General features: G+C 67.3%; 10 protein-coding genes and 3 pseudogenes. 6 read left to right on the top strand and 7 right to left on the bottom strand.

All coding sequences use genetic code 11. The features are described 5' to 3' along the window. Positions 1-39 precede the first annotated feature (39 nt). The gene (locus AS97_RS45320) at positions 40-885 is read right to left on the bottom strand and encodes an enoyl-CoA hydratase/isomerase family protein (RefSeq protein WP_086707883.1); all 846 of its coding nucleotides are present in this window, start codon (positions 883-885) and stop codon (positions 40-42) included. A gap of 334 nt (positions 886-1,219) precedes the next feature. On the opposite strand from AS97_RS45320, the gene AS97_RS45315 reads away from it, so the two are divergent. The 4 genes and pseudogenes from AS97_RS45315 (at position 1,220) to AS97_RS45300 (ending at position 4,832) form a co-directional block, all read left to right on the top strand. Further along, a complete protein-coding gene (locus tag AS97_RS45315) occupies positions 1,220-2,275 on the top strand; it encodes an Lrp/AsnC family transcriptional regulator (RefSeq protein ID WP_059149213.1) in 1,056 nt (351 codons plus the stop codon). Positions 2,276-2,326: 51 nt separating this feature from the next. Then, positions 2,327-3,671 (top strand): annotated as a pseudogene (locus AS97_RS49170) (L-serine ammonia-lyase). 360 nt (positions 3,672-4,031) lie between these two features. Next, entirely contained in the window at positions 4,032-4,376 is a 345-nt protein-coding gene (locus AS97_RS45305; protein WP_210566968.1) for a hypothetical protein, read from the top strand. 144 nt (positions 4,377-4,520) lie between these two features. Next, positions 4,521-4,832, top strand: coding sequence for a helix-turn-helix domain-containing protein (locus tag AS97_RS45300; protein ID WP_210566967.1), 312 nt, complete (start codon positions 4,521-4,523; stop codon positions 4,830-4,832). A gap of 232 nt (positions 4,833-5,064) precedes the next feature. On the opposite strand, the gene AS97_RS45295 is transcribed toward AS97_RS45300, so the two are convergent. Next, complete coding sequence (locus AS97_RS45295) at positions 5,065-6,189, bottom strand: IS630 family transposase (protein ID WP_086710425.1); 1,125 nt, start codon at positions 6,187-6,189, stop codon at positions 5,065-5,067. A gap of 90 nt (positions 6,190-6,279) precedes the next feature. Between AS97_RS45295 and AS97_RS45290 the strand changes: the two are divergent. Next, positions 6,280-7,450: pseudogene (locus AS97_RS45290) on the top strand (IS701 family transposase); the annotation flags it as partial. Between the two features lie 254 nt (positions 7,451-7,704). On the opposite strand, the gene AS97_RS45285 reads toward AS97_RS45290, so the two are convergent. The 5 genes and pseudogenes from AS97_RS45285 to AS97_RS45265 all read right to left on the bottom strand — a co-directional run bounded on the left by AS97_RS45285 (position 7,705) and on the right by AS97_RS45265 (position 11,196). Continuing rightward, positions 7,705-8,145, bottom strand: coding sequence for a VOC family protein (locus AS97_RS45285; protein WP_059149216.1), 441 nt, complete (start codon positions 8,143-8,145; stop codon positions 7,705-7,707). Between the two features lie 122 nt (positions 8,146-8,267). After that, positions 8,268-9,848, bottom strand: coding sequence for an IS1182 family transposase (locus AS97_RS45280; protein ID WP_210564187.1), 1,581 nt, complete (start codon positions 9,846-9,848; stop codon positions 8,268-8,270). A gap of 189 nt (positions 9,849-10,037) precedes the next feature. Then, positions 10,038-10,334, bottom strand: a pseudogene (locus tag AS97_RS45275) (transposase); the annotation flags it as partial. A gap of 1 nt (position 10,335) precedes the next feature. Next, positions 10,336-10,542, bottom strand: coding sequence for a hypothetical protein (locus AS97_RS45270; RefSeq protein ID WP_086708549.1), 207 nt, complete (start codon positions 10,540-10,542; stop codon positions 10,336-10,338). 39 nt (positions 10,543-10,581) lie between these two features. Beyond that, positions 10,582-11,196: a TetR/AcrR family transcriptional regulator gene (locus AS97_RS45265; protein WP_210566966.1), complete on the bottom strand. Its 615-nt coding sequence runs from the start codon at positions 11,194-11,196 to the stop codon at positions 10,582-10,584. 81 nt (positions 11,197-11,277) lie between these two features. Between AS97_RS45265 and AS97_RS45260 the strand changes: the two genes are divergently transcribed. Continuing rightward, the gene (locus AS97_RS45260; RefSeq protein ID WP_210566965.1) at positions 11,278-12,711 is read left to right on the top strand and encodes an MFS transporter; all 1,434 of its coding nucleotides are present in this window, start codon (positions 11,278-11,280) and stop codon (positions 12,709-12,711) included. Positions 12,712-12,921: the final 210 nt, after the last annotated feature.

The following is a 12,921-nucleotide window of genomic DNA, read 5'->3' as shown; positions in this document are numbered from 1 at the left end:
CGTGACGGCGGCCGACAACCTGCTCCGTCCCTCAGGTTCTCACCACACGTTGCGTGAGCGCGCCTCGACGACTAGGTCGGGGTCGGGAACCTGTCGCTTGGCAGCGACGGTGGCAAGCATCTGTTGCGAGAAGTGGAAACCGAAGTCTTCGGCAACGAGCTTGCGCCAGGGGCGAGACACGATGTTGTGGGTTGCCCAGCGAGCGAACCGCGGGCGCTTCATGATGTCGCCTGCGATCGCCCACGCCTTCGGCAGGAGCTCCTCACGCGGAAGTACGTCGCTGACGAGCCCGTAGTCGAGTGCTTTCCGCGCGGGGATGGAGCGGCCACTGTAGATGTCGTAGGCCGCCCGCTTCGTGCCCATCAGGTGCTGCAGGGCGAGCGAGAGTCCGTCTCCCGGCGCGGTGCCCGCCATGAAGTGCGGGTCCATGAAGTCTGCGTCCTCCGCGGCCAGAGTGATGTCGCAGAGTAGCGCGAACTCGGTGTGGATCCCGGGACCGTTTACCGCCGCTATCGTCGGGATGTCGAGGTTGTTGACGAAGTTCTCGATCAGCTTCCACGCATCGATGGTCTGCTGAAAGATGTAGTCGGGCTCCTCGTCGACGATGGGCCGCGGCCACGTCTCCTCGGGGTCGCCTCGGAACCAGGTCTCGCCGGTGCCGGTCAGGATGAGGACATGGTTGTCGGGGTCGTTGCCCACGTCCTGCCACACCCGGTTCCACGCGTTGTGGGCGGCCCAGTTGTGGATGTACGGACCGCCGTCAGTGTGGAGCCGAAGCTCGATGATCCCGTTCTCCCTGCGCATCTTGAAGAAAGCGGCGTACTTCTCTGAGTACTCCTCAAATGCGGTCGGTGGCACGTGGCCTTCCCACCGAGGGTCTGACATGGTCGCCAAGGTCGTCCTCCTTCGTCAGCGCCGGGATACCGACGCTCTCGCACTAATGCGAAGATCATTACTCCGCGAGGAAGCGTCATGACCGGCAACGCAGGAAAAATCCCCAGAAGCCGACCGCGATGAAGTTTGACGGCAGGCAGGCGTGTCCTTCTGCCACAATTCGGCCAGCGTCACGAGCTCCACGCTGGCACTCAAAGGGCGTCGCGAGTTGCGGCGTCTGGAATCTCCGCACGGAGCCACGTCGGGATGCTTCGGCACACTGCGCTTGAACAACCGCATGCCCGCAGAAACATCAACCTTTTCCCGTAACATAGAGTCAAGTCTTATGAGTCATTTGGACGAGAGTCGGCAGGACTACGACCTCGATGAGCTCGATCGGCGGCTCATCCATGCCCTCCAGATCAACCCGCGAGCACGCTGGGCTGCGCTGGCGCCGATTATCGGGGTCGACGCGGTCACCCTCGCCCGGCGCTGGGAACGCATCGTCGAGGCCGGCATCGCATGGGTGTCCGGACATCCCGGCCCGGAGCTGAGAGGGCCGTCGGCCATACTGGAAATCGAAGCCCACCCTGCCGCCACGCTCGGTCTCGCACAGGAGATCTCGGCGGACAGTGAAGCGTTCACGGTGGACCTCACGGCCGGGGGACGCGAGATGCTCGTGCTGGTGGCCACATCCAGCATGGATGCCCTCACGGAGTATTTGATGATGCGGGTACCGAAACTTGACGGGATTCGGGCGACCCGGGCCCACTTGTTCACGTCACCCTTCGTGGACGGAGGTCAGTGGCGTCTTCGCTCCCTGTCAGTCGAGGAGATCGCTGCGGTAGAGCGGAGCATCGAGGTCTCGCGATCCCCGAGGGGCCGCGTCGACTCTCAGCTGGAGGACCAACTTCTTCGCCTTCTGGGAGCGGATGGCAGGGCGACAGTGGCTTTCCTGGCGAGGAGCGTCGGCGTGGGCCAACGTCGGGTACGGGATGCGGTTGCGGCCATGACTGCACAAGGGCGGTTGGACACCCGCCTGGATATGGCAAAAGCGCAATCAGGCCGGCCGGTTCATGCGTGGTACTTCCTCCGTGTCCCTGCCGCGCTCGTGCAGCGCGTCGGGTCGGTGCTCACGCGTATCGGCGAGATCCGCCTCGCGGTTTCAACTGTCGGACAGTACAACCTCGTCCTCGCCGTGTGGTTGCCGACGCTGGCTGACGTGCAGCGGCTCGAGGCCGCCCTCGAGGAAAAACTTCCCGGCGTCAGCATCGCCGACCGCTCCGTCGTGCTGCGCACGGTCAAGAAGGAAGGACACCGCCTCACTGCCCATGGGCACGCCACTGGCGAATTCAGCCCTCTGCTGACCAATATGCCTCAGCCAAACCCGTCTTTCGAGTAAAATCCTGCAACAGGCCGGGACCATGACACACGCGGACTACCGTCCCGCTTCATGACCACCTCGACAGCTCCTGTCAGTGTCTTCGACCTGTTCACCATCGGGATCGGGCCCTCAAGTTCGCACACAGTCGGACCGATGAAGGCAGCCGCCGCCATTGCGAAGGACCTACGACGAGCGGGCACGGCGGACAGCGTCGAATCAGTGCGAGTGGAGATATTCGGCTCGCTCGCCGCGACCGGACACGGGCACGGCACGTTCACCGCAGTGCTTCTCGGCTTGGATGGTGCGCAATCAGCCAGGACCGACTCCGGCGAAGTTGAGCGAAGGCTGGCGGACATCACGGCATCCGGCACAGTGAGCCTCGGCGCAGGGCAGCGAATCCCCTGCCGGATCGAGGACTTCGTGTTCATTGTCCGCGACGGCGACGAGGAGCGCCCCTCCGGCGTGCAATCGACGTCGGTTGCATACCCGTTCCGCACGGCGGCGGAGCTGCTCGCTGTCTGCGGCCAGACAGGTTCCCGCATCAGCGAAGTGATACGCGACAACGAACTCGCAGGGCGCTCGAGCGCCGACCTCAACCAGGGATTGCGAGAACTATGGCAAACGATGCAAACATGCGTCACCTCGGCTGTATCGCGCACAGGGGTGCTCCCTGGTGGCCTCGGTGTCCGTCGGCGAGCCGGTGCATGGGCGTCGCGATTGGACCGCGAGGACCCCAAGCGCATGACCAATACTGGCAAGAGCGTGTCAACTTCATCGCGTTGGCAGTGCATGAGGAGAACGCCAGCGGCGGCCGCGTCGTGACCGCACCGACCAACGGTGCGGCCGGCATCATCCCCGCCATACCGTTTTACGCATTGAACTACACGGCTGCCGGCAAGGGCGCCGACGACGATTCACGCAACGACATCGCCGAGAGGTTTCTGCTCACCGCCACGGCGGTGGGCAGCCTCTGTAAGGCCAACGTCTCGATCTCCGGTGCCGACGTGGGTTGTCAAGGTGAGGTTGGCTCCGCGTCGGCGATGGCTGCAGCCGGACTGACCGAGAGATCCTCGGTGGCACGCCACGCTAGGTGGAGAACGCCGCCGAGATCGCGCTGGAACACCATCTCGGGCTGACCTGTGATCCCGTTGCCGGCCTCGTACGGGTGCCTGCATCGAACGCAACGCGATCGGTGCAGTGAAAGCGATCAACGCCGCGCGAATGGCGCTCTGGGGCGAACGGCAACCAGCACCTCTCGCTGGACCAGGTCATCGCCACCATGCGTGAGACCGGCGCAGACATGAACCACAAGTACAAGGAGACGGCCCTGAGCGGGCTGGCCGTCAACGTTGTCAAGTGCCCGAGCCGCGTCAGGCGCCCCCCGCGCCCGACCTGCGCAGTCGAACATTCATGAAATGAGGAGCAATGGCAATCCGCACAGTCTTCAAGAATGGAACGGTCTTCGACGGAACCGCAGCAGGCATAGCCGACCTCGTCATCGAAGGCCGCCACGTCGTCGATGTCGGGACCGATCTGGACGGTGATCACGTTGTGGACTGCTCTGGAAAGTCGGTCCTCCCCGGGCTGTTCGACTGCCACGTGCACGTGATGGCCCGAGACTTCAACCTCACACGCGCCGAACAACAAGCCTTCTCCCTGCAGTATTACGAAGCAAAGCGCAACCTGTCGCTCCTGCTCGACCAAGGCATCACCTCTGCCCGAGATGCCGCAGGCGCAGACCTAGGGGTGAAGCAAGCGATCGCACCCGCCCCGGGTGCGCGAGGTTGCGATTCTCACCACGGGCTCGCGGTATGCCGCGGCCTACGAGCTGTACTCGCACTCCCGAGTTGCGCTCGACGTCGGTCTGCCGGAGGACATCATCGAGGGCCTGGTCGCGGGGCAGCGCCCGGCAGGCATGACCGTCGAGGAAACGGTCGCTCACGATGTGGCTGCCCGGCTGCACAGCGGCGCGCCTTTGCCGGGAGCGCTTTACCGAGCCGGGGTCCGCACCTTCGGCGACTCCGGTATGGCTGAACTCGTCTTCCTCGTCGCGCAGTATGCCGCCATCTCGGCGATCCTCAATGCGTACGACGTGCCACTGCCGCCCGACGGCGACTGACTCTGCGTCAGCGAGCCCTGGGACGGCAGACCGGGTGTCCGCCGCTTCCCTAGTGCCCTGCGCCAGTAGTTGATCGTTAGTTACTGCATGACTTCTTCTGCTGCTGGTGCTTCGGTCCCTCGTCGGGGCCCGAAGCTTGAACCGTTGCTGCTCTCCGACGAGGAGAGGGCGGTGTTGCAACGGTGGTCGCGTCGGGCAACGTCGGCTCAGGCGCTGGCCCTGCGGGCGCGGATCGTGCTGGCGTGTGCGGGCCCGGAGGTGCCGCCGATCGTGGTGGTCGCCCGCGAGTTGCGGGTGGCCGCCGACACGGTCCGCAAGTGGCGGCGGCGGTTCCTGGCCGAGCGACTGGACGGCCTGACCGACGAGCCCCGGCCGGGGCTCGTCCACCAGCCCGTCCAGACGGGCCGCCAGAAAGCGGCGACGCCACTTGCGGACCGTGTCCGCCGCGATCCGTAACTCCCGTGCCACCACAACAATCGGCGGCACATCAGCACCGGCGCATGCCAACACGATGCGGGCACGCAAGGCCACTGCCTGCGCAGATGACGGCCTGCGGGCCCAGCGCTCCAACACCACACGCTCATCAGGCGACAGCAACAACGGTTCCAACTTCGGACCACGACGAGGCACCGGCACATCCGCAGAAGCAGTCATACACAAACTAACGACGGATCTCCGGCGCAGGACACTAGTGTCCTGCGCCGGAGATCCGTCGGCAGAATTGGGCGAGGGATTCGAGGATCTCCTCGGCGGTCTTGGTCCAGATGAACGGCTTGGGGTCTGCGTTCCAGTCCTTGACCCAGGCGCGGATGTCGGCTTCGAGGGTCTGGACGCTCTTGTGTGCGCCGCGGCGGATCTTCTGGTCTGCCAGGAAGCCGAACCACCGCTCGACCTGGTTGATCCAGGAGGATCCGGTCGGGGTGAAGTGCATGTGGAAGCGTGGGTGCTTGGACAGCCACGTCCTGATCGCGGGTGTCTTGTGGGTGCCGTAGTTGTCGCAGATGAGGTGGATCTGGAGGTGCGCGGGCACCTCCTTGTCGATCTTGACCAGGAACTTCTTGAACTCCGTCGCCCGGTGCCTCCGGTGCAGGGAGCTGATGACCTCGCCGGTGGCGACATCGAAGGCGGCGAACAGCGTGGTCAGGCCGTTACGGACGTAGTCGTGGGTGCGTCGCTCGGGCATGCCGGGCATTATCGGCAGTACCGGCTGGGACCGGTCCAGTGCCTGGATCTGGGACTTCTCGTCCACCGAGAGGACAACCGCGCCCTCGGGCGGGTTGAAGTACAGCCCGACCACGTCGTAGACCTTCTCCACGAAGAACGGGTCCGTGGACAGCTTGAAGGTGTCCGTCAGGTGTGGCTTGAGCTGGAACTTCCGCCAGATCCGGCCGACGGTGGACTTGGACAGACCGCTGTGCTCGGCCATCGACTTCCGCGACCAGTGCGTAGCGTTCTTCGGGATCTCCTCCAGCGTGGCGACCACGACCGCCTCCACCTGCTCGACACCGATGGTGGGCGGTCGCCCCGGCCGGGGCTCGTCGGTCAGGCCGTCCAGTCGCTCGGCCAGGAACCGCCGCCGCCACTTGCGGACCGTGTCGGCGGCCACCCGCAACTCGCGGGCGACCACCACGATCGGCGGCACCTCCGGGCCCGCACACGCCAGCACGATCCGCGCCCGCAGGGCCAGCGCCTGAGCCGACGTTGCCCGACGCGACCACCGTTGCAACACCGCCCTCTCCTCGTCGGAGAGCAGCAACGGTTCAAGCTTCGGGCCCCGACGAGGGACCGAAGCACCAGCAGCAGAAGAAGTCATGCAGTAACTAACGATCAACTACTGGCGCAGGACACTAGTGGGACTTCGTCAGGTCTGTGTGTCGCCTGTGTTCAGGGGCTTGCGGGCTGTGTGGATGCACATGAAGTGCATCGTGTTCGGGCGTGGTTGGCGTTATTCGTGGCGGATGTGTTCGCCTCGGTACCTCGGAAGGATCAGCGCGCCAAGGGTGACTGCTACCTGCGGGGGCTGATGATGGACGGCCGCCGCAAGTCGGTCCAGGCCATGGCCGCTCGGCTGCCGGACGGCAACGAGCAGAACCTGCAGCAGTTCGTGAACCAGTCCACCTGGGATCCGGTGCCGGTGCGCCGGCGGATCGCCGAGCGGATGGTGCCGCGGATCGGGCCGGATGCCTGGGCGGTCGATGACGTGTCGTTTCCCAAGGACGGCAGGATGTCGGCCGGCGTCGGGCATCAGTACTGCGGTGCTTGGGGCAAGCAGGCCAACTGCCAGGTCGCGGTCAGCGGGCACGCGGTCTCCGATACGGCCTCGTGCCCGCTGAACCGGCGGCTGTTCCTGCCCCGGGAGTGGGCGGAGGACGCCGTCCGGCGACGGCGGACCGGCGTGCCCGAGGACGTCGGGCACCGCCAGAAGTGGCGGCCGGCACTGGAGGCCCTGGATGAACTGGCCGGATGGGGACTGGTGCCGCCGGTCGTGGTGGCCGATTGCCGGCTACGGCCAGAACGCGGACTTCCGCGCCGGCCCGGCCGAGCGGGGACACGTGTACGTGGTCGGCATCCGCGGCGATATCACCGCCCAGCCGCACGACGCGCACCCCACGGCCCCCGCCTGGTCCGGCACTGGCCGCAGGCCCAGGCCCCGCTACCGGCAGCCACCGGTGACGGTGGCGGCACTGGCCGCGGCCGCCGGACGGGACGCCTTCGGCGAGGTGACCTGGCGGGAAGGGTCCCGGGGCCCGATGACCTCGCGTTTCCTCGCGATCCGGGTCCGGCCGGCCGGGGCGCGTTCGCGTCGGCCGGCCCAGGCGGCAGCGGCGGCTGAGCACGGCCGCTGGGACGGTGTCCTGCCCGAAGTGCGGCTGCTGGCCGAATGGCCCGACGGCAAGGACAAACCGACCCGATTCTGGCTGTCCGACCTGCCCGACGACACCCCGATCGCCGACCTGGTCCGCCTGGCAAAGATCCGCCGGCGCATCGAGCACGACTACCGCGCACTCAAGCACGACCTGGGCCTGGACCACTTCGAAGGCCGCTCCTGGACCGACTGGCACCACCACGCCACCAGCCGCCTCCGGCGCCGGGCCGGTGCAGGCGGCGGATGACCTGGGCCGTGACGCTCTGACCGTCAGCCGGCTCGGCCCACGCCAGCGGACCGGGAGCGCCCGGATTCGAGCTGTCGGGGCTGAAGGCGCCCACCACCGCCGTGCCCTCGCCCTCAGTGACACGGGGCGCTGGGCCGTTCCGACATGTGTAGAAGCCGCAAGTCAGCTGAGGTGGCGCCGCCTGCCCTGTGGGTGCACGGCCCCTTCGGCGGCCTTCAGCTGAGCTGCTCGGCGAGCCCGACGACGATTCCCTCGGGGCCGCGGACGTAGCAGAGCCGATAGATATTCTCGTACTGCACGATCTCGCCGACGAGTTCGGCGCCCTGGGCCCGCAGGCGGGCAACGACGGCCTCGATGTCGTCGACGGCAAACATGATGCGACGAAGGCCGAGCGTATTCGCCGGCGCGTCTTTCGGCTCGGGGGTGATGGCCTTCGGCCTGTGGAACTTGGCCAGCTCTACTCGCCCGTGGCCGTCCGGGACCCGCAGCATGGCGATGTCCTGCCGGACGTCATCGAGCCCGATGACACGCTCCGCCCCGCGCCATTCGAGGGGCCCCTTGCCCTCCAGCTCCATGCCGAGTTCGACGAAGAACGCAATGACAGCCTCAAGGTCGTCGACGACTATGAGGACGTTGTCCATCCGCTGGATCGTCATGCTGGGCCTCCTTCGCGTGGTATGGCCACGGTGACCGCTTCTGCCCCTGAGACAGAGCCTAGAAGGCCGATGAAGATCTTGGTGAGGGGCTGTCCGGCCGGAGGCCGGATGGCCCCTCTTCGTTATGTGGTGGCTGGGGCGAGGTGCCAGGCGCCGTCGATGCGGGTGAGTCCGAGGTTGATCAGTCGGCGGAGGTTGAGGGCGGCGGCTCGGGTGTGGAGCCAGGTGTCGTTCTTGAGGGTGCCGCGGTAGCGGAGTCGGCGGTTGCCGTGGTGGACGAGCCATGCGACGGCGCGTTCGACCGGTGGTCTCCAGCGGCGGTAGTCGGCCTGCCAGTCAGGATCGGTGGCGGCCTGGTGGCGGGCGGCCGCTTGGAGGTCGTGGTGCGGGCGGATGGTCAGGATGCGTCCGGCCTTGGCCTTGGTGCACTGCTCGCGCAGGGGGCATCCGGTGCATAAGTTCCCGAAAGAGGCTTTGCGCTGGTGGTGCTGCCCGCCGGGGTCGGACAGGCCCACGGCGTGTCCGGCCGGGCAGGTCACGATGGCGGTGGTGGTGTCGATGGCGAAGTCGTCGAGGGTGAAGCCGCCGGGGACGGCGGGCCGCAGCGGGGCGGGTTTGAGGAACAGCCGGTGCCCGGCCCGGTCCAGGGCCTGGCGGGCGTCGCCGGTGGAGTAGGCGGTGTCACCGAAGGCGTCCACCGGGGTGTCCTCGTCGGCGAGCAGCTCAAGACCCACGGCAGCCTCATGGTGCTCGGGCCCGGAGCCGGGCCGCAGGGCGACGGCGGTGTATAAGCCGGTCTCGGGCTCGATGGCCAGATGGGCCTTGAAACCGTCCTGCTGGTGGCTGCGGGTCTTGTGGATGTGCCGGGCTTCCGGATCGATGGTGGAGACCATCCGGCCAGGGACGGTGCCCCGGGTGATGCGCCAGCGTCCGTCGCGGCCGTCGGAGTCCTCGGCGGGCTCGACGTCCTGACCGGCGACCAGGGCCAGGATGCCCACCGCGTTCGCGGCCTTCTCGCCGAGTTGCTGTTCGGGCAGGTGACCCAGCAGCCGCAGCGCGTCCGTGACGAGTGCGTCGACCAGCTCGGCGCGGGCCTGCTCGTCGTTCCAGGCGATCTTCGGTTTGCCCGGGTCGGTGTAGTCGTGGGCGGTGCACTGGGCAGCGGCGGCCGTGTCGGCGCCGGGGACTTCGCGGATCACCGCGCGGACGGCGGCGATGATCTGGGTGACGGTGTCCTGGGTGGCGACCGCGTCGTCCAGCACAGTGGAGTCCAGAGCCCGGCGGTGCTTGCCCTTGAGGACACCGGTGGCCTTCACGACCTCGCGTACGGTCTCGAAGATGCGGTTCGGGCGGGCGGAACGGGCCAGCCGGCGGCGGAAGTAGGCCAGCAGCGATGGATCGAACGCCATGTCGTTGAGGCCCAGGCCGCATGCGGCCTTCCACCGCAGGTCGCACCGCAATTCCTGGACTGTCTCGAAGTCCGACAGCCCGTGCAGGGCCTGTAGCGCGATCGCGGCGGCCAGGATCTGCGGCGGCATGCTCGGCCGTCCATTCGCCGACGGATACATGTCCACGAACATCTCAGCCGGGAACAGCTCGCCACGATGCTCGGCCAGGAACGCGAACACACTCCCGGCCGGAATCAGGTCCCGGCAGGTCTCCCACACATCCGGCCCGACCATCTCGCCGACCCACTCACCCATCGCCACAAGACAAGTCTGGCCCTGCCGCTGACACGGCAGGGCCAGAACCCAAGATCTTCACGAGCCTTCTAGTAGTGCTTTGTTAGGTGGTGTCGTAGGGCTGCCAGGGGACGGTCCGTTGGCAGGTGGGGCAGGTGCCGGTCCAGGTGGCGATGAGGTGTTGGAGGAGGTCCAGGGCCTGGTAGAGAGTCAGGCCCTGGCAGGGGCTTTGGGGCTCCTCCGTTGTTCGGTCAGGAACAGGTGGGCGGCGGTGACGAGGGTGACGTGGCGGTGCCAGCCGTTGAAGGAGCGGCCCTCGAAGTGGTCCAGGCCCAGGACGGTCTTCATCTCGCGGTAGTCGTGCTCGATCCGCCACCGGGACTTCGCGAGACGGACCAGATCTTTCGCGGGGATGTCGGCGGGCAGGTTCGAGATCCAGTACTTGACCGGCTCCGTCTCGCCTTCGGGCCACTGGGCGATCAGCCAGGTGAGCGGGATCGTCCCGTCATCACGCCGAGGGCTTCCGCACCTCGCTCGAGATCGACCACATCACCTTCCCGGCCGCCGACGTCGCCGTGGTGTCCACCCGGCAGCACTGGGCCACCCCGCAGGAAAGCGGCGCCAACGCCGGCACCTGGGTACTGACCAGGAAGGACGGCGCGTGGTGGGTCTGCACCGTCCAGAACACGAGGATCACCACCGCCTGAGCGGCCACAACGACCGTGCCCGGCGGGCAGCACAGCTCCCGCCGCCTCTATACCTCGGCGGGTAGGCCGAAAAGCCCGCTGAGGTGATGACGCATCATGGCTTTCGCCGCCTCCGCGGTGCGCTGTCCGACCAGAACGCTGGTGCCCAGACCGTGACTCATGGCCAGCAGGCGCGCAGCCTCAACAGACGCGTCAACGTCAGCGGCCAGCTCGCCGGCGGCCTGGGCCTGCCGCAGTACGTCCGTGAGCTGCCGCTCCAGGCGATTGGGGCCTTCGACGAACGGCTGCGCGGCCAGCTCCGGATCGGTCATGGCCAGCACCGCGTATGAAGTCCACACCAAGTGGAAGGCGCGGCTGGGCCCGTCAGTGGGCAGCGCCTCCGCACAGAACGCCTCGATGAAGGCATGAGCGGTCACAGTATGCGGCAGGCGGGCCAGCCTGGCCGACCAACGCTCATGGCTCTGCTGCTCCAGCCGCTCCAGCGCCGCGTGCATGAGCTGCGGCTTGGAGTCGAAGTAGTACTGCACCAGGTTCAGCGACATGCCCGCCTCCGCCGCAACCCCACGCATCGTCACCGCATGCAGCCCCTCGGCCGCGGCCACCCGGACCAGCGCATCGATGATGTGCCCGCGACGCTGGGCGTGATCGACCCGTTTCGGCACCCCATCCCCTCTCCGTCCGGCAACCCGGTTTCATAGTACCGCCGTACGATAAAACTGGGCAGCGACGACGGGTGGAGGGACATGGGATTCCACGAAGCACACGAGGGCAGCAGCACACCGGACACCACGACCCAGCCGGCCAGGACACCGAGCCGCCGGGCATCGGCGGTGCTGTGGCTGGCATGTGCGGCGCAGTTCATGGTGGTGCTGGACGTCTCGGTGGTGAACGTCGCCCTGCCCTCGATCGAAGCCGCCCTGGGTTTCGACTCCGTAAGTCTGCAGTGGGTGGTCGGCGGTTATGCACTGGTCTTCGCCGGATTCCTGCTGCTCGGCGGGCGCCTGGCGGACCTGTACGGCCGCCGGAGGGTGTTCCTGTGGGGGCTGGTGCTCTTCACCGCCTCCAGCCTGGTGGGCGGACTGGCCACCACACCGGCGGTGTTGATCGCGATGCGGGCCGTGCAAGGGCTGGGGGCCGCTGTACTGGCCCCGGCCACGCTGACGATCCTGACCACCACCTTCACCGAAGGGCCGGGCCGCACCCGGGCACTGGCCACCTGGACCGCGGTCAGCTCCGCAGGGGGAGCCGCGGGCAACCTGCTCGGCGGCGTCCTCACCGACTCCCTGTCCTGGCGATCCATCCTGCTGATCAACGTCCCCGTCGGCGCGGCGGCGGTTCTCGCCGCCGTACGGCTGCTGCCCGCTGACCACGCTCGCAGCGAGTCGGGGAAGCTCGACCTGCTGGGGGCGCTGCTGGCGACGCTCGGCGTGAGCGCCCTCGTCCACGGGGTCACCCAGGTCGGCGCACACGGCTGGCACTCACCGGCGGTCCTGGTGGGCCTCAGCGTCGGGGTTGCCGCGCTGGCCGTGTTCGCGGCGGTGGAAACCCGGTACGCGACGGCTCCGCTGCTGCCGCCACGCCTGCTGCGGATGCGTCCGGTCTGGGCGGGCAACGTGGTGATACTGCTGGCCGGGGCCTGTTTCATCCCCATGTGGTATTTCCTGTCGCTGTATATGCAAGGCGAGCTGCACTACGGAGCACTAGCCACGGGAGCGGGGTTCCTGCCGCACACCCTGGTCGGCATCGCCGCCGCCCGCCTGGCCCCCGCCGTCATGCAGCACACCGGGCCCCGGACCCTGATCATGGGCAGCGCGCTGCTGTCCGCGGCCGGATTCGTGTGGCAGAGCCGGATCGAGACGGGCAGCGGCTACCTGGAGGGCCTGCTCGGGCCCGCGGTCGCCATGTCCGCCGGTATGGGCCTACTGATCACCCCCATCACCACCACGGTCACCGACGGCATCGCCGAGCAGGATGCCGGCGCGGCCTCGGGACTGATGAACGCCACCCGGCAGATCGGCGGTGCCCTCGGCCTTGCCGCCCTGGGCACCCTCGCTGCCACCACTCCCGGTACTGCAGCCTCTTACCGGGCGGTGTTCCTGACCATTGCGGCCGTGTGCACGGGCATTGCCGCCCTGGCCCTGGCGCTGCCCGCCCCACACGGCCAAGACGAGCGGTGAGGGGTGCCGGTCGGCAAGGCATTGGTAAGTCCACCCCGACCGCCCCCTCGACTGCCAAGCCTCCCTCCGCCAGAAAGCAAGCTGATGCTTTACAAAATGGCGCCCCACCAAGCCTTGCCACTCATATACACCAAGTTTTAGCTTTCTATCTGTGGACGGTGATACAGACAGGCAGGAGAAAGCGGATCTCCTGCTGGCCGAGTCGTTGCG

The organism is Streptomyces sp. AgN23, assembly GCF_001598115.1.
Classification (GTDB): Bacteria; Actinomycetota; Actinomycetes; order Streptomycetales; family Streptomycetaceae; genus Streptomyces; species Streptomyces antimycoticus.
The sequence above is the reverse complement of the archived record's forward strand: the minus strand, read 5'-3'. Positions and strand labels throughout refer to the sequence as shown.